This is a genomic window from Paraburkholderia sp. OAS925, from assembly GCF_040543975.1.
Classification (GTDB): Bacteria; Pseudomonadota; Gammaproteobacteria; order Burkholderiales; family Burkholderiaceae; genus Paraburkholderia; species Paraburkholderia graminis.
Genome location: NZ_JBEUNO010000001.1, coordinates 2,997,427 through 3,014,375, shown reverse-complemented (window position 1 = coordinate 3,014,375; position 16,949 = coordinate 2,997,427). Strand labels below are relative to the sequence as shown.

General features: G+C 64.8%; 15 protein-coding genes. 14 read left to right on the top strand and 1 reads right to left on the bottom strand.

Going from position 1 to position 16,949, the window contains the following annotated elements; translation table 11 throughout:
• The first annotated feature begins 143 nt into the window (after positions 1 to 143).
• Entirely contained in the window at positions 144 to 2,696 is a 2,553-nt protein-coding gene (locus ABIE53_RS13100; RefSeq protein WP_132384533.1) for a TonB-dependent receptor, read from the top strand.
• 149 nt (positions 2,697 to 2,845) lie between these two features.
• On the opposite strand, the gene ABIE53_RS13095 is transcribed toward ABIE53_RS13100, so the two are convergent.
• The gene (locus ABIE53_RS13095) at positions 2,846 to 4,129 is read right to left on the bottom strand and encodes an oligogalacturonate lyase family protein (protein WP_107706603.1); all 1,284 of its coding nucleotides are present in this window, start codon (positions 4,127 to 4,129) and stop codon (positions 2,846 to 2,848) included.
• A gap of 465 nt (positions 4,130 to 4,594) precedes the next feature.
• On the opposite strand from ABIE53_RS13095, the gene ABIE53_RS13090 reads away from it, so the two are divergent.
• The 13 genes from ABIE53_RS13090 to ABIE53_RS13030 all read left to right on the top strand — a co-directional run bounded on the left by ABIE53_RS13090 (position 4,595) and on the right by ABIE53_RS13030 (position 16,884).
• The gene (locus tag ABIE53_RS13090) at positions 4,595 to 5,353 is read left to right on the top strand and encodes a GntR family transcriptional regulator (protein ID WP_107706604.1); all 759 of its coding nucleotides are present in this window, start codon (positions 4,595 to 4,597) and stop codon (positions 5,351 to 5,353) included.
• Positions 5,350 to 6,093: an ABC transporter ATP-binding protein gene (locus ABIE53_RS13085; protein WP_192698852.1), complete on the top strand. Its 744-nt coding sequence runs from the start codon at positions 5,350 to 5,352 to the stop codon at positions 6,091 to 6,093. Before ABIE53_RS13090 ends, ABIE53_RS13085 begins: the two co-directional genes overlap by 4 nt.
• A 3-nt stretch (positions 6,094 to 6,096) precedes the next feature.
• Positions 6,097 to 6,882 (top strand): ABC transporter permease, encoded by a 786-nt coding sequence (locus ABIE53_RS13080; protein WP_107706606.1) that lies wholly within the window; start codon positions 6,097 to 6,099, stop codon positions 6,880 to 6,882.
• A gap of 19 nt (positions 6,883 to 6,901) precedes the next feature.
• Positions 6,902 to 7,912: an ABC transporter substrate-binding protein gene (locus ABIE53_RS13075; protein ID WP_107706607.1), complete on the top strand. Its 1,011-nt coding sequence runs from the start codon at positions 6,902 to 6,904 to the stop codon at positions 7,910 to 7,912.
• A gap of 53 nt (positions 7,913 to 7,965) precedes the next feature.
• Positions 7,966 to 8,970, top strand: coding sequence for a zinc-binding dehydrogenase (locus tag ABIE53_RS13070; RefSeq protein ID WP_181324813.1), 1,005 nt, complete (start codon positions 7,966 to 7,968; stop codon positions 8,968 to 8,970).
• Positions 8,971 to 8,997: 27 nt separating this feature from the next.
• On the top strand, positions 8,998 to 9,468 hold the full coding sequence (locus tag ABIE53_RS13065) for a PaaI family thioesterase (RefSeq protein WP_107706608.1): 471 nt from the start codon (positions 8,998 to 9,000) through the stop codon (positions 9,466 to 9,468).
• Entirely contained in the window at positions 9,468 to 10,241 is a 774-nt protein-coding gene (locus ABIE53_RS13060; protein ID WP_107706609.1) for a VOC family protein, read from the top strand. Before ABIE53_RS13065 ends, ABIE53_RS13060 begins: the two co-directional genes overlap by 1 nt.
• Positions 10,238 to 11,806, top strand: a complete 1,569-nt coding sequence (locus ABIE53_RS13055; protein ID WP_107706610.1) for a class I adenylate-forming enzyme family protein — start codon at positions 10,238 to 10,240, stop codon at positions 11,804 to 11,806. Before ABIE53_RS13060 ends, ABIE53_RS13055 begins: the two co-directional genes overlap by 4 nt.
• Positions 11,807 to 11,822: 16 nt before the next feature.
• A complete protein-coding gene (locus ABIE53_RS13050; protein WP_107706611.1) occupies positions 11,823 to 12,902 on the top strand; it encodes an ABC transporter substrate-binding protein in 1,080 nt (359 codons plus the stop codon).
• Positions 12,899 to 14,215: an acyl-CoA thioester hydrolase/BAAT C-terminal domain-containing protein gene (locus ABIE53_RS13045; protein WP_107706612.1), complete on the top strand. Its 1,317-nt coding sequence runs from the start codon at positions 12,899 to 12,901 to the stop codon at positions 14,213 to 14,215. Before ABIE53_RS13050 ends, ABIE53_RS13045 begins: the two co-directional genes overlap by 4 nt.
• Positions 14,212 to 14,970: an ABC transporter ATP-binding protein gene (locus ABIE53_RS13040; protein WP_107706808.1), complete on the top strand. Its 759-nt coding sequence runs from the start codon at positions 14,212 to 14,214 to the stop codon at positions 14,968 to 14,970. Before ABIE53_RS13045 ends, ABIE53_RS13040 begins: the two co-directional genes overlap by 4 nt.
• The gene (locus ABIE53_RS13035; RefSeq protein ID WP_107706613.1) at positions 14,967 to 15,773 is read left to right on the top strand and encodes an ABC transporter permease; all 807 of its coding nucleotides are present in this window, start codon (positions 14,967 to 14,969) and stop codon (positions 15,771 to 15,773) included. Before ABIE53_RS13040 ends, ABIE53_RS13035 begins: the two co-directional genes overlap by 4 nt.
• Before the next feature lie 805 nt (positions 15,774 to 16,578).
• Positions 16,579 to 16,884, top strand: coding sequence for a hypothetical protein (locus tag ABIE53_RS13030; protein ID WP_132384534.1), 306 nt, complete (start codon positions 16,579 to 16,581; stop codon positions 16,882 to 16,884).
• Positions 16,885 to 16,949: the final 65 nt, after the last annotated feature.

Below are 16,949 nucleotides of genomic sequence, written 5' to 3'. Positions count from 1 at the left end.
GGCCACTGGCCATAGGCGCCGCGGCTCCACGAGTCGATCAACTTGAAAAGCAACTGTACAACGACAGGGATACCGTGAAACGACCAGGCAAAAACGCGCGATGCGGCGCGTCACCGCGAGCGACCATCAGAAGCGGCACAACGTTGTGCACTCTTGCAACCGCGCTCGTTTTCTCCAGTGGCGTTGCACTCGCACAGAGCACTGCGACGCACTCCTTCCATCTTTCGGCGCAGCCGCTCAACCGTACGTTGCTGTCCATCGCCGCGCAGAGCGGTGTGCCGCTCAGCTACGATCCGCATATCGTCGAGAATCTGGTTGCTGCGCCGGTGGACGGCCAGCTGAGCGCGCAGGGCGCGATCGCTCAGGCGCTTAAGGGAACGGGACTCGAAGTCGCGGCAATCGACAACCGCGCGCTGACTGTGCGCCGCGTGCAGGCTGCCGTGTCGACAACGGAGGGAAGCGGCCCAAAAGCTGACCGGCCAAAACGGCCGGTGACCCAGTCAGCAGGCACCGCCGGGAAGACGACGGAGCTCGGCACCGTGACGGTGAGTGCAACTCGCCAAGCGAGAAAGGAGGACCCGCAGCGCGCGCCTACTTCCAGTTACCGGGTGACGGGCACGGAGCTGCAGCAGCAGCGCATCACGTCGCTGGCGGACCTGCAACAGATCGTGCCGGGACTGAACGTGCAGACCACCGATCCGTCCGATACGCAAATCACCATTCGAGGAATCGGCGACGGCGGAGGGCAGATGAGCGGCGAGCAAAACATCGGCATGCCGAGCAGCGTGGCGGTTTATCTCGACAATGTCTATCTGCCGCGGCCCGGCATGCTTGCCGGCGCGCTCGCAGATGTCGATTACGTCGACGTGCTGAGCGGCGCTCAAGGTACGTTGTTCGGCGCGAACTCCACCGGCGGCGTGGTCGACGTCCACACGCCGCTGCCCAGCTTCAAACTGACCGGCTCGGAGAGTCTGTCGATCGCCGAGCGCGGCACCGTAATGAATCACACGATGTTATCCGGCCCGATTTCGGATACGGTGGCGGGCCGCATTGACTACGCGCACGCCAGCACGGATGGTGACGTCACAAATGTGATCAACGGGCACACGCTCAACGGAAACTCGAGCAACGCGCTGCGGGGCCAGTTGTTGATCAAGCCCAACAGCCGGTTCAGCGTGCGCCTGAGCGCCGACTACGACAACGAAAACGGAACGCCGACGCCAGTGACGTACTCGTCGAACTCCGTCAACGGCGTCAACAGTTTTCTGACCCATTCGCAGCGGGTTGGCAACGAGGTGGTGTACGGCGGCAGCGGTCACACCGTCGCACTGGACGACGAAAACAGCTTCCATCTCGTGCAGGGCGGCGCCTCCGCCGAAGCGAACTACCGCTTTGACAACGGCTACAACCTGCGCTCGGTAAGTTCGTACCGCTACTTCAGCTACGTTCCTTCCACCGCCGACAGCCTGAGCGTCCCGATCTACGCAGACAGCGGCACGCAGTTTCTCGACCGCTCCTGGTTACAGGATTTCCGCCTCGATTCGCCGCGCGGCAAGTATTTCGATTTCGCGCTCGGCGCGACCTATATGGGTGAGAACCAGTCGACCCAGGCCTTTACGCGCTACGGTCACAGCGCGCTGCCCAACATCTACTACGATTCCACTATCTATAAAGGTCTCACCGTCATTCGCGATGGCACGTTGCACGACGAAATGTGGTCGGGTTTCGTGCAAGGTACGTTTCACGCGACGCCTCGCCTCGATATCACCTCGGGCGTGCGTCTCACGTATGACAAGAAGGGCGGCCAGTTCGTGCGGTACAACAAAAACGCGTTCGATTCGGGCTACATGACTCAATACAATACGCTGCCGTCGGCGACGCTGAACTTCAAGTACCTCATCTCACGCGACGTCTCCAGCTATCTTGCACTGTCGTACGGCGAGAAGGCGGGCGGTCTCAACGTTTCATCGGGCGCGGCCGCGAAGGAAGGCCTGGACTCACTCGTGATCCGGCCAGAGCGCACGAAAAGCGCGGAGCTGGGCATCAAGGGCACGCTGTTCGATGGCACATTGAACGCGAAGGCTGACGTGTTTCTCACGTACGTGAACGACTTCCAGACGCAAGGGTATGACCCGTCGACGCAATCGACATATCTGACGAACGCGGGTACGTTCCGCTCGCGAGGCGCTGAGTTCTCGCTGCAATACACGCCCGATGATCACTTGCTGCTGCAAACGTCGGCCGTTTATAACGACGCGCGCTATCTCAACTATCACCCGGCGATCTGCCCGCCGGAAGTCACGCTTGGACCAGGGGGCTCCTCGGCTGTCTGTGACCTGACCGGGCATCAGGTGTTCAACGCACCCAAGCTGACTTTCAATGCGACGGCGCGCTATACGTGGCATACGCTCAGTGGCTTGACGTCATTCGTCAGCGCCCGCTATTCATATCGCACGTGGGCGTTCGGCACCGTCGACGATTCGGCGTTCACACGCATTCCGGGCTACGGGCTCGTAGCGCTCTCGGCGGGCACCGGAGGCAAGTTCAATCGCGGCAGTTGGACCGCCTCGGTATGGGTGAATAACCTGTTCAACAAGACCTATTACCGTCGTCTGGTCGAGAGCGATTATGGTTCTGTGATCGGCTGGATCGGCGAACCGCGTACGATCGGCGGCACGCTCACGTACCAGTTCTGAGGCCACACTGCGCCGGTATGACCGACTCATGCGGGTGGGTCACGCAGCGAGCCGTTGACCATCATGGTGGCTCGAGCCTGGCAGCCGGGCCGCCACTCCGATGCCGCGAGGGTGCCCGGGCCGCATTGCAAAAGCTGAGTCTGTGAGACTTACTCGGCCCCAGACGAGGAGACTGCGCGGGCGACCTCCACAGCGAAGACGTAGACGGGTCCGAGCATGTTCGAGCGGAAGATCAGATACTTGCCGTCGGGGGTGAAGCGCACGTTCGGTTCCAGCCGGTAGTTATGCCTGGACATGTTGAGCAGCCGCTCAGCTCTCAGACGTCCCGGCTGGATCAGGTTTTCCCCGAGGCTGTGGTCGTCCTTGATCAGTTCCGGGCGGAACAGATAAATCCATTGTGCGCCCGGCGCCGTGCTGCCGTCACCCGCAAACAGTGCGCCGTCGGCAGACCGGGTGAAATGGATCGACGACTGCTGCTGGTCGTAGTGATACCAGATCCGCTTGCCGTTCCCGACGTTGTAGCTGGCCACGAAGGCATCCACGTTCTCGGGAAAGTGCAGGTCGTACCAGATGTTCCCGTTGTTGTCCCACCACTGGTGGCCGCTGCCCTCCATCTGCATGATGCGTGGATCGATGTGCCGGTTGCCGGACCCATCGGTGCGAATCGTCCACAGCTTTTCGACCTGTTGCCATGCACCCTGATGGGCATACATCAGCAGCGTTGGATCGGTCGGCGAGAACTGCAGATGATCGATCCAGTCCGTGCTCGCGAAGATGGGCTTGATGCGGCCGGTTTTCAGATCAACGGTGAACACGATCATCGGCAGCCGTGCGGCCAGACGCCGGGCCATTTTCTGCTCCTTGTTCAATGGCTCGGCGATCCAGTTCGCAGGCGTGGCCTGGCCGGCCTGACGGCCATTGAAATCTTCGCCATCTCCGACGATGTAACTGCCCACACCCAGGCTTTCGTCGGCATTGATCGAGAAGATGCCGGCGCGGGATGGCAACTCAGCGATCTTGCGCTGCTTGCCGGTGTCGATATCAGCCGCCCAGAGCGACGCATATCGGGGGTCGTCGGACGAGCCCTTGAAGTAATAGACCGTAGGTGTCTTGCGTCCAACGACCACCGCGCCGGGGCCGCCGCCCACCGGCCCCTTGACGAGGGGCCGGGACGCGAAGGTCGCGAGGTCGATTACGCCGATACCGTGATCGGCAGTGGTATAGACCATCTGCTTGCCATCCGGCGTAAAAGCGTTGATGTTGAAGTAGAGGCTGGCCGATCCGGGCTCGTCGGTCAGTCGAATGACGCGGTGGCCGGTATCGGGATCAATCCAGCTACGCGGCACTGGTTGTTCGCCTGCCGCGGCGATCGTAGAGAAAGTGAGCAGGGCGAGGCCTGGAATGAATCGGCGTAGGCGCGACGAGATGGTCATGATGGGTTACCGGAGGGTCGAATAAACCTCGCGGCTGGCGCGAGGCAGACGACCTTGATGTGCAATGGCAAGCCCAAAGCGTCAGTAACACGATCCGGTGGCCATCGCGAAGGTATTGCGGGTCGCCCGTTAGACGTTACAGCGGATCTCCCGCGCATCGTGTACGGTCGTTGTGCAGGGGGACGGTGCACGCTCAGGGCGATTTGCTCATCCCGCATCCACTCGACGCGCGGCACCACGTTACCGCCTCACGCTCGAACTCTCCCAACGCGTCGCGCATCGGCGTGCGGCTCACATTCGACCGCCTGGCGACCTGATCGTCCGAAGGCACGAGTTCGCTGCTGGGCGGCCCACGCTAGCAAAATGCATGAGATCGATAGCGCATTTTGTTCGTTAGCGATTCGGCAAAGACCGCCTACGATACCCGCTTGAGTGTTTCAAGCAACTGTCGTGAGCAGCTCACCAATGCCGTCGTCGATAATCCACGAAGACCCACAAGCAGATCCCACCGAAGCCGACAGCCGTGCGGCAGTCTCGCGCGGCGACGATGCTTACGCGCGAATCCGCCGCGATATCCTGTCGTGCCGCTTCATGCCGGGCTCGACCGTCAGCGAGAGCCAGTTGATGGAAACCTATGCGATCGGCAAGAACAGTTGCCGCATTGCGCTGGTGCGTCTGGTGCAGGAGGGGTTCGTCCGCTCGATTCCGCGTCAGGGCTATCGGCTCGCGCCGGTCACGCTGCGCGACGTCGAAGAGGTGTTCGCGCTGCGGGTGCAACTTGAACCGCTGGCGGCGCGGCTCGCATGCGGGCATGTCGACATCGCGCTGCTGCGCCGTCTTGAAGCCGCCTGCCGGGTGCCGTACCCGGAGCGCGCGCTCTCCGACCAGATCGATGTATTCCTCGACGCCAATCGCGACTTCCACCTCGCCATCGCGGCCGCGAGCGGCAACGAGCGGCTGCACCGCGCGCTAGCGGGTCTGATGGACGAAATGTCCCGGCTCGTCGCGCTCGGCTTCGGCGTGCAGGGCACCAAGCCCGAGATCAAGCACGACCATAACGCGATGATCGACGCGTTCGAGGCCGGCGACGGCCGTCGCGCCGAAACGATTGCGCGCCGGCATATCGAGACCTTCCAGGCGATGACGATGGAGAAAGTCTACGCGAGCCTCTCGAGCGCGGGCGCCTCCCTGCCGGTCTTAAGCGTGGCGGAGTTGCGCCGATGAGTTCGCAGGCCATTTCGTTGCGCGGCGTGAGCAAGCATTACGGCGCGCTGCCGGTGTTGCAGCAGATCGCGTTCGACGTCGCGCAAGGCGAGACCGTTGCCTTGCTCGGCACCTCCGGTTGCGGCAAGAGCACGCTGCTGAACATCGTCGCCGGTCTCGTCGAGCCGGACGCGGGTGAACTGTGGATTGAAGGCCGGCTAGCGGAAGGTACGCGGGAGCGCCACGCGCTCGCTTACATGTTTCAGGAGGACCGGCTGCTGCCGTGGCGCACGGCGCATGCGAACGCGGCGTTCGGTATCGAGGCGCAACAGCCGCCGGTGCCGACGCGCGAACGCCACGCGCGCGCCGCTGCCGCACTCGAACTGGTGGGCCTCGGCGCGTTCGGCGACGCGCATCCGCATCAACTGTCCGGCGGCATGCGCAGCCGCGTCGCGCTGGCCCGCAGTCTGGTCACCGAGCCGCGCATCCTGCTGATGGACGAACCCTTTTCGAAACTCGATCCGCAGACGCGCGAGCAGATGCACCACGAATTGCTGCGTATCCGCGAACTGCACCGGATGACCGTGCTGTTCGTCACGCATGACGTGGAAGAGGCGGTCGTGCTGGCGGACCGCGTGGTCGTACTCGCGCCGCGGCCGGGCCGTGTGCGCGACATCGTCGGCGTGGATCTGCCGCGGCCGCGCGTCGTCACCGATCCCGCCGTCGCCGAGGCGATCCGCCAACTCCGTCTGCTGATCTGAGCCATGTCCACTGCGCCGTCTGGTTTGTCGTCCCGTTCATTTGCCGGACTCGTTGCCCAGCGCGCCGTGCTGGTTGCGCTGCTCGTCGCCGCCTGGTGGCTGGCATCGGTGCGTATGCCGCAATTCGTGCTGCCTGGCCCCGCGAAAGTCGGGGCCGCGTTCATCGCGCTGGTACATAGCGAGACCTTCTTCGACGATCTCGGCATCACGCTGTACCGGGTGCTCGCGGGGTTTGTGCTGGCCGCGATCGTCGGTGCGCCGCTTGGCATCGTGCTGGGTTCGAGTCCGCGCGCGGCGCGTTTTTTCGAGCCGTTGCTGTCGATCGTGAATACGGTTTCGTCGGCGATCTGGGCGGTGTTTGCGATTATCTGGTTCGGCATCTCCAACGCGACGACGATCTTCGTCGTGTTCATGACCGCGATGCCGCTGATCCTGACCAACGTCTGGCAAGGCGCGCTGACGGTGGATCGTCAGCATGTCGAACTGGCGCGCAGTTTCCGGATGACCTCCTCGCAGATCATGCGCAAGATTTTTCTGCCGACGATCCTGCCGCATTTCTTCGCCGGCGCGCGGCTCGCGTTCGGCTTCGGCTGGCGCGTGTCGCTGGTCGCGGAGACGATCGGCTCGTCGAACGGCATCGGCTACCGCTTGCGTCAGGCGGCGGACCTCGTGCAGACCGACCAGGTGTTCGCGTGGACCGTGACGCTCGTCGCGCTGATGCTCGCACTCGAATCCGGGGTGCTCAAACCGCTCGAACGGCGGCTCTTCCGCTGGAAAAAAACAGCTTAACCATAACGGGGCATAGACCATGAAGCGTATTCCTTTGCTGAAACACGCGGTATTGTCCGCGGCGCTCGCAGTGGGCGCCGTACTCGGGCTCGCGCAGACTGCACAGACCGCGCAGGCGGAGCCAATCCGCGTCGGCTACTGGACGAGCGGCGTGAGCCTCGGCTTCGGCGCGGTGCTCGAAGCGCAGAAATTCCTCCAGCAACGCGGCCTCGACGTCCAGTTCGTGCGCTTTGCCGACGTGAACGCGCCGAACCGCGCGCTCGCCGCGAATGCGATCGACTTCGCGTTCGCCGCGCCGGCCGCGGCGGTCTTCAGCACGGCGGCCGAAGGCGTGCCGCTGAAGATCGTGCTGGCCACGCAACCCGCCGACGTCGATTTCGTCGTGCCGGACGATTCGCCGATCAGGACGCTCGCGGAGCTACGCGGCAAGAAGGTCGGGATGTCGCCAGCGGGCAGTTCGGTCGCGGCCATCGCGACCGCGGTGCTGCAAGGCAACGACGGCATCAGAAGCGGCGACTTCTCGCTCGTGCCGGGCAACGAAAGCCGCCTCGCGCAATTCCTCGTGCAGAAGCAGGTGGACGCGGCCGCGCTGCGCTCGGTAACGATCGCGCAACTGCAGGAGCTGAAAGTGCGCCGGCTCGGCAGCTTCGGCGATCAGTGGAAGAAGCTGACGAAGTCCGACGCGACGCCGTATATCGGCGTGAGCGCGATCCGCGCCGACTATCTGGACAAGCATCCGCAAGACGTTGCGAAACTGATCGCGGGCTTGCGCAGCGCCTTGCAGTGGGGCGCTACGCACAAGAGCGAAGTGGCGGCGATCCTGCAAAAGAGCGCCAATCTGCCGGCCAACGACGCGCAAGCCTACGCCGCGCGCTGGTCGGACATCAATCGCGTGACCTTCGAGCCGATCGATCTCGACACGCTGAAACGCGAGCATCGGATTTTCGTCGACGGCGGTGTGATCAAGGGCGAGTTGCCCGACGATCTGTTCGTCACCGGCCCGTACATCGCATCGAAATCGATTCAATAACTATTCAGTAGAACCCATTGGAGCAGATCATGGCATCACCCATCCCTTCGACGATGAAAGCGCTCGTGCTGAACGAGCACGGCGATCTCGACCAACTGCGCGTCGTCACCGATAAGGCCGTGCCGGGCGCGGCGGCCGGCGGCGTCGTGATTCGCGTGCGGGCCTCCTCGTTCAACTATCACGACGTGTTCACCGTCAAGGGCATGCCGGGCATCAAGGTGCCGCTGCCGGTCGTGATCGGCCTCGATATGGCCGGCGAGATCGTCCAGGTGGGCGCGGGCGTGGACGGCTGGAAGGCCGGCGATCGCGTGCTCGTGAATCCGCTGAACCGCGAAAAAGGACTGATGGGCGAAATGCTCGACGGCGGGATGGCGCAGTACTGCGCGGTGTCGGCCGAACAACTGATCGCGTTGCCCGACGCAGTCAGCTTCGACGACGCATGCGCGTTGCCGGTCGCTTACGGCACCGCGCACCGGATGCTGATCACGCACAACACGGTCAAGGCCGGCGACCGTGTGCTGATTCTCGGCGCGAGCGGCGGCGTGGGCACGGCATCGCTGCTGCTCGCGAAGCAACTCGGCGCGGAAGTGATCGCGTGCGCCGGCAGCGACGAGAAAACCGCGCAACTCAAGGCGCTGGGTGCGGACCATGTCGTCAACTACAAGACTACCGATTTCTCGAAGTGGGCGATCGGCCAGTACGGCAAGCCGCAGCGCCGCAGCAATGAAGGCGGTGTCGACGTGGTGGTGAATTTCACCGGCGGCGACACGTGGGTGCCGTCGCTGAAATGCCTGAAACGCGGCGGCACGCTGCTGGTGTGCGGAGCAACCGCGGGCCACGCGCCCGCCGAGGATTTGCGCTACATCTGGAGCTTCGAGCTGAAGGTGCTCGGCTCGAACAGCTTCTACGACGACAACCTGCGCGCGTTGCTCGGCCAGATCGCCAGGGGCGAACTCAAGCCGCGGATCGATCGCGTGCTGCCGCTCGAAGAAGCCGCCGAAGGCCTGCGCCTGATTCGCGACCGCGAAGTGCTGGGCAAGGTCGTAGTCAATCCCTGAACACTGTCCGAATCAGAAGGAAGCAACATGAACGAAACGACATTGCCGGCGCCGCACGAGATCGAGGCGCGACTGCGTCGCGCGCCTTTTCATGAATGGCTGGGCCTGAAGGTGATCGCGGTAGCCGATGGCGAGATTGAACTGAGCGCGACCTGGCGCGAAGAGTGGGTCGTGAATCCGGACAAGCGCTACACGCACGGCGGTATTCTTGCTGCGCTCGTCGACCTCGCGGCGGACTGGGCGCTGGTGTCGACGACCGGCCGCGGCGTGCCGACGATCGATCTGCGCGTCGACTATCACCGCGCGGCGCTGCCAGGCGACTTGCGCGTGAAGGGCAAGGTCATCAAATTCGGCTCGCAGGTGTCGACGGCCGAGGCCCATGTGTACGACCTCGACGGCAAGCTCGTCGCGAGCGGCCGCGGCGTGTATTCAACCGCGGCAACCGCGGCAACCGCGGCAAGCACGGCGAGCGCGACGCCGCAGTCCGCGAAAAGCTGATGCTGAAGCTCGATCATCTCGTCATCAACACGCGCTTCGATACCGACGCGGCTCAGGGTTTGTTCGAGCAGCTCGGTTTCACGCTGGCGCCGCGCGGCTATCACACGCTCGGCTCGCTGAATCACGCGATCGTGTTCGGCGACCCCGACGACCACTACCTGGAACTGATCGGCCTGCCGGCGGACGGCAAGACGATTCGCGAGGAAATCGCGTCGAGCGCACTGGGCGCGGACGGTCTGGTGTTTCGTATCGACGACCCCGACGCGACCTTCGCCGCGTTGCGCGATGCCGGTCTCGAAGCCACGCCGCCGCAGACTTTCTCGCGCCCGGTGCCGCCGCTCGGCGACGCGCGCTTCACGACGGTTCGGCTCGCGCCGGATCAGTTGCCCGGCGGCCGCGTGTACTTCTGCCAGCATCTGACACCCGAGCTGGTGTTTCGCGACGAATGGCGCGCGCATCCGAACGGCGCGTATGCGCTCGAGCGCCTGCATCTGATCGGTGCGCCGGCGGACGCGTATGCGCGGTTGGGCGCGCTCGCACCGGGCTTCGAATTGGCGTTCCACACCCGTGGCGAATTCGACGCGCACTTCGCTCCGCTCGCGGAGCATGTGGTCGAGCGCACGCCGCGCTATGCGGCGATCACGGTTCGCACGCCGCAATGGCGCGAGATCGGCGAGCGGGCAACCGCGGCCGGCTTGCCGACGGTGACGCAACCAGACCGCACGCTGGTGGCGCTGCCGCGCTTCGATACGCTGCTGGAATTCGTTCGATGACTTTTCCGCTCAATCTCGGCGCGTTGATCGATCGCGATCAGGACCCGCACGCGCTCGCGCTGATCGACCTGGAGGAAGGGCAGCCGGCGCTTCGCTACAGCTTCGGCGAACTCGATGCGATGGCCGACGCCGTCGCGCGCGGTCTCAGTGCGACGGTTTCGCGCGGCGAGCGCATTGCGGTGCTGGCCGCGAATTCCGCGCAATACATCGCGACCGTGCTCGGCGTCATGCGGGCGGGGCTGGTCGCCGTACCGGTGAATTTCAAGTTTCCCCGCGCCCTGATCGCGGACGTGATCGCCGATAGCGGCGCGCGCGTCGTGTTCTGCGATCCGCCGCGCGCGGCGGACGTGCCGCCCGGACTGCCACGCGTGGTATTCGACTACCCGCAGCAGACACCGTTGCCCGACGACGCCGTCACGTTCTCCGCATTCACCGGCTACCGCAACACAGAGCCACATACGCCGTTCGACGCCCACGTCCCAGCAACGGACGAAGCCGCACTGATTCTGTATACGTCGGGTTCGACCGGTCGTCCGAAGGGCGTGGTGTTGTCGCATCGAAGCCAGCTGTGGGTCGTGCAGACGCGGCTCGCCGCGCAATCGCTGCACGACGAGCGCCTGCTGATCGCCGCGCCGCTGTTCCACATGAATGCGCTGGCGCTCGCGTTTCTGGCGCTGGCCGCGCGCGCGAGCACCGTGTTGTTGCCGCAGTTCAACGCGCGTCGATACATCCAGGCGATCGATGCGTGGCGCTGCACGTGGCTCACGTCCGTACCGCCGATGATCGCGATGATGCTGCAGGAGCGCGGGTTGCTCGCGCAGACCGATCTGTCGTCGGTGCGCTATGTGCGGATGGGCTCGGCGCCGGTCAGCGACGCGTTGCTGGAACAGATCCATGCGTTGCTGCCCAACGCGAGCGTCATCAATGCCTATGGGACGACCGAAGGCGGTCCGGTGGTGTTCGGCCCGCATCCGGGCGGTTTGCCGACGCCGCCGCGCGCGGTGGGCTTTGCGCATCCGCTGGTCGATCTGCGGCTCGCCGACGAACAGGGTGTGCCGGTCGGCGAGGAGGGCGAGTTGCAGATCCGCAGCCCCGGCCTGATGAACGGCTATCACAACCGCCCGGAACTCGCGCGGCCGTTCACGCCGGACGGCTTCTACCGAACCGGTGACGTGTTTCAACGCGACGCCGACGGCTTCTACACTTTCGTCGGCCGGCGCGACGATATGTTCGTGTCGGGCGGCGAGAACATTTTTCCCGGCGAAGTCGAGGCCGTGCTCGAACGTCATCCGTCGATCCAGCAAGCTTGCGTCGTGCCTGTCGCCGACGACATCAAAGGGACCAAACCCGTCGCGTTCGTCGTGCTGAAACCGGGTGCGTCGCTTGCCGCTGAAGACGTCAAGCGCTTTGCGCTCGAGCACGCGCCTGCGTATCAACATCCGCGTCACGTGTGGCTGGTCGACACGATTCCGCTCGCGTCGACCAACAAGGTCGATCGGACCACGCTCAAACGCGTCGCGGCGCAACGTGTTGCCGCCGATCCATCCGTCAGCAGGAGTCCATAAAAAAATGAAACCACGCATGAGAACACTTCACGCTACGCTGCTTAAGCTCGTTTGCAGTTCGTTCCTTCTTCTCGACGCCGTCAGCGCGCACGCGCTCGACGAGGTCACGGTCGGTCTCGCGATTCCGCCGGCCGTGCACGACGGCGCGCCGTACGCTGCCGCCGGCAAACTCGGGCTCTTTAGGGAAGAAGGGCTCGACGTGAAGCTGATCGTGTTCCAGGGCGCGGGCGCGCTGATTCCGCAAGTGGCGAGCAAGCGCATCACATTCGGCTATCCGACCGCGGAGCCGGTGCTGTCGAGCTATCTGAACGGCGGCACGCCGCTACCCGTGCGCTATTTCTACAACGGCGTGCCGGCCAACACGATGGAGTTCGCGGTGCTCGCGTCGTCGCCGGTGAAAACGATCGGTGATCTGAAGGGTAAGAAGATCGGCGTGGGCGCGCTGAGCTGGGGCACGATTCCGGGTGGCCGCGCGGCGTTGCGCGAAGCCGGCCTCAAACCCGGCGACAACGTCGACTACGTAGCGGTCGGCGCGCTGGGCGCGGGTTTTCATGCGCTGAAAACCGGTGCTGTCGATGCGCTCAATTTCAACAGCAGTTGGGACGACATGCTCGAACTGTCGGGTACGCCGATCCGGCGCATCCGCTACCCGGCCGTGTTCGACGAAACCGCGGGCAACGGTTTTATCGCGCATCGCGATACCTTCACCGAGCATCCGGATCTGATCGCACGCTTCGGCCGCGCTTACACCAAGGCGCAGGTCGTCTGCCAGGCGAATCCGGCGTTCTGCGTGAAGGCGTTCTGGGCCGAACATCCGGAATCGAAACCACAAGGCGACGACGCAAAGAACCTGCAGCAAGCGGTCGAACTGCTCAAGCGCCGGCTCGACCGCGTGCTGCTGGGCGCCGACGGCAAACCGCGCCAGCCCGGCGCCTACAACCTGCCGGCCGTGCGGGCGAATCTGGCGGAAATGCAGAAGGTCGGCGAATTCCCGAAGGGCGACGTGCCCGTCGAGCAGATTTTCTCGAACCAGTTCGTCGCCGACTTCAGCCGCTTCGACGCGGCCGCGCTGCGCGAACGTGCGAGGCAGCAATGAGCGCGCGCATCGAGGTGACGCCGCGCGTCGCGCTGATCGATGTGGCGCGCGCGATCGTGCTGTCCGGTTTTGCGCCGCGCGCCGAAGTCGACGTGACCGCGCGGCAGCGGCAGCACGACGGCAGCGAATGGGAGAGCGTCAACCGTTTCGTCGCGGACGAGCGCGGCTCCGTCGATCTGCGGACCGCCGCGCCGGTGTCCGGCGACTACGCGGGAAGCGGCGCGCAAGCGCTGGGCATCGTCTGGTCGATGCGCTGCGTGAAGGAGGCGCCCGGCGTCGACGGCATCGCGCCGTTGCACGTCGATATCGAAGCACGCGGCGAAGCACGCGAGGTGCGCGACGGGCCCGATGCGATCGCGCGGGCGTCGTTCATGCAGCAGATCGTGGCAGAGGGCGTGACGCGTCGCGAGATCCGCGAACACGGCGTGGTGGGCACGCTGTTCGTGCCCGCGACGCCCGGTCCGCATCCGGCCGTCGTCGTGCTCAACGGGTCCGGTGGCGGGATCAACGAGCCGCGCGCCGCGTTGTATGCGGCGCACGGGATCACGGCGCTGGCGCTTGGCTATTTCAAGGCGCCGGGACTGCCGCCGGCCATTTCCCGCACGCCGCTCGAATACTTCGCGCAGGCGCTCGACTGGTTGCGGCAGACCGTTCGGCCGCGCAACGGCTTCGTGGCGGTCGCCGGCCAGTCGCGCGGCGGCGAACTCGCGCTGCTGCTCGGCGCGACGTATCCGGAGCGGGTATCGGCGGTGATCGGCTACGTACCGAGCGCGGTGCTGCACGGCACGCTGCGCGCGGGCGCCGTCGGCGAGGCGCCGGACGCGGTCGCCTGGACACTCGGCGGCAACGCGCTGCCGCACGTGTGGGACGACAACCGTCGTGCGGACTGGAGCGCGTTCCGGCATCCACCGGCGCCCGGCGAGCCGATCCGCCAGGCGCCGGCGTTCGTGTCCGCACTCGACGACGCCGACGCGGTGGCCCGCTCGCGGATCGCGGTCGAGCGCATTGCCGCGCCGATCCTGCTGATCTCGGGCACCGACGACGGCTTCTGGCCGTCGACCCGTTACGCCGACATGATCGTCGACGACCTGACACGGCGCGGCTTCGCGCATCCGGTCGAGCATTTGCGCTATGAGGGCGCCGGCCACTCGATCCTGTTCCCGCACGTGCCGACCACGTTGGTCGCGCGCCCGCATCCGGTGGCCGGCGTGCGGATCACAGCGGGCGGCATGGCGGCGGCCAATGCGCACGCAAACGAAGCGTCGTGGCCGCGCGTGCTCGAATTCGTCAAAGCGGCGAGCGGCGCGGCATGAGTTCGATCGCTGCGTTTGCCGCCGAACGGATCTCGGTGCGCTATCAAACCCGCAGCGGCGCGATCGACGCGCTGCGCGACATCGACCTGCGCATCGCGGACGGCGAGTTCGTGGCCGTGCTCGGACCGTCCGGCTGCGGAAAATCGACGCTGCTGAAAGTCGCGGCCGGCCTGATCGCGCCGACGGGCGGCAGCGCGACGATTGGCGGCAAGCGGCTCGACCGGCCTGGCCGCGACGTCGGTGTCGCGTTCCAGAAGCCGAACCTGCTGCCGTGGAAAACCGTGCTCGACAACGTGCTTTTGCCGGCGCGCACGCTACGGCTTGCCTTAGGCCCGGCGACGCAGCGCGCGCGGGACTTGCTGGAACTGGTCGGCCTTGCCGCATTCGCGAACAACTATCCGGCAGAACTTTCCGGCGGCATGCAGCAACGCGTCGGGCTCGCGCGGATGCTGCTGCACGATCCCGGGTTGCTGCTGATGGACGAACCGTTCGCCGCGCTCGATGCGATGACCCGCGAGGCGCTGACGCTCGAACTGCAACGCATCTGGATGGCTCAGCGCAAGTCGGTGCTGTTCATCACGCACAGCATTCCGGAAGCGGTGTTTCTGGCCGACCGCGTGGTGGTGATGTCGGCGCGGCCGGGTCGTATCGTCGACGATTTCGCGGTGCCGCTCGAGCGTCCGCGCACTGCCGACACGATGGCGAGCGCCGCGTTCGTCGATGCCTGCCGTTATCTGAGAGGACATTTCCAATGACCGCCCGACGCGTGTTACCCGCGGTGCCGGCCTTCGTTTATCCGCTCGTCAGTCTGCTCGTGGTGATTGCCGTCTGGCAGGCCGCGGTGCGGCTGTTCGCGATTCCCGATTACATCCTGCCGGCACCGCAGCAGGTATTCGACGCGCTGGCGAGCGGTTTCGCGGACGGCACACTGTGGCCGCACATCGGCGCGACCCTGGTCGAAACGCTGGCCGGCTATGCGATCGGCTCCGCGCTCGCGGTGCTGCTGGGCGCGTTGCTGGCCGAGTCGCGGATGTTCGAGCGCTTCGTGTTTCCGCTTCTCGCCGGCCTGCAGGCGATGCCGAAAGTCGCGCTCGGGCCGATCATCCTCGTGTGGTGCGGTTACGGCAGCGCGTCGAAAATCGTGCTCGTGGTGCTGGTATGTTTTTTCCCGCTGTTCATCAATACGGTCAACGGACTGCGGCGCGCCGACCCGGATCTGCTCGACGCGTGCCGCGCATTTTCCGCGTCGCGGGCGTTTCTGTTCCTGCATGTGAAGCTGCCCTCGGCCGCCTCCGAGATTTTCAGCGGCTTGCAGATCGGCATTTCGCTCGCGCTTATCGGTGCGGTGGTCGGCGAGTTTTTGTCGTCGCAGCGTGGGCTCGGTTATCTGATCAGTTCGTCGTCGGTGAACATGAGTGTCTCGACGATGTTCGCGGGCGTCGTGCTGCTTGCGGTGATCGGCGTGAGCGGCGCGCAGACCGTGCGCGTTGTGCAACGCCGCGTGGTGTTCTGGGAGCAACGAACCACGCGGACCGTCGCCGAGGCGGACGGCGGCTGAGACTCAGCAAAGCGGGTGCATGCGCAGCCACAGGGCGTTCGCTAACGAGCGACGTGAAGACGCCTGATGAGTACCACCGCGGTCATCGAGCTATCGAAACAGGAGCCGTCTCTGCTGACTGCGCTATCCGACGCTTTGACGCCTGCCCGGCCGATCGCGATGCCGGCATTGATTAAGTAGACGTCCGAAACGGCAAGTTCGCGGCGAATCGCAAACTTGCCTGCGATCAAATGCAGGGCTTCCTGTTGAACCGGCCGTTGCGTGCCGCCGATCTTCTCGCGTTCCTGCGCGCCGGTGCTGACCGGATCGTCGCTACGGGGAGCGCCTGCCCCATGCCTGCAGGATGAGTGGAAACCCGGTGCCTCGCATGGTTCGACGCCTGGAGTGTCATCGACTGCGCGATGCTTTGAACCGCCTCGCTATACTGCGCCGATGACCGTTCCAGGTCCCGAAGCTGGCGTTCATACGGCATTGGTGTGAGCGGCAGAAGTGGCTGGGCTACGGTCGTCTGCGCGACGCGCGGGTCGTGGGTTCAGGCACACGGCGGCATCATGCAGAGATCGGCCATGAAGAGTCTTTCGCGCCGTTGGATGTGCGGACGCTCAATCGTCTCAATCTCACGGCGAAGCCGCCCTGTGCCCGACGGCAATTGACGCGGTTCGGGCCGTCGGCATCGTTATCGTGCATTCCGGCGCGAGGCATTCGAATGTGAACCGATCTTCCATTTCCCCCGGCGTCAGAGAGTGTCGCGCCGGGGTGCACGCGCAGATGTAACCCGTGAGCCGGACACGCGGGAGCGCAGAAAATGGCTGCTGATTCCGAACTGAGCCGTCGCTCGTCGGACTTTGTCCGGGCCAAGATGGGAGAGCAGCCGGTGAAGTGGCCGACAGTACCTTTACCAAACCACCGCATGTTCCATGGTGAAGCCCGGCGAGACGCAACGCCCCGCCAACCACGCTTTTCGCCCGACTCCTATGATCTGGTCTACCGCGCGGCAAACAAGCGCCAACGGCCGGAGAAGGTTCGATGCCACACCGATCCGGCAAATGTCGCGGAGGAGAATAGAGCGACGGATGTCTTCAACAACGTTGCCGGCCGAAAAATCGCCTAAAGGACGCTATCGGCCATACATCTGTGGTCGCCCGGCTGCGCGACCTGGAAGCCAAAGGCGAACGA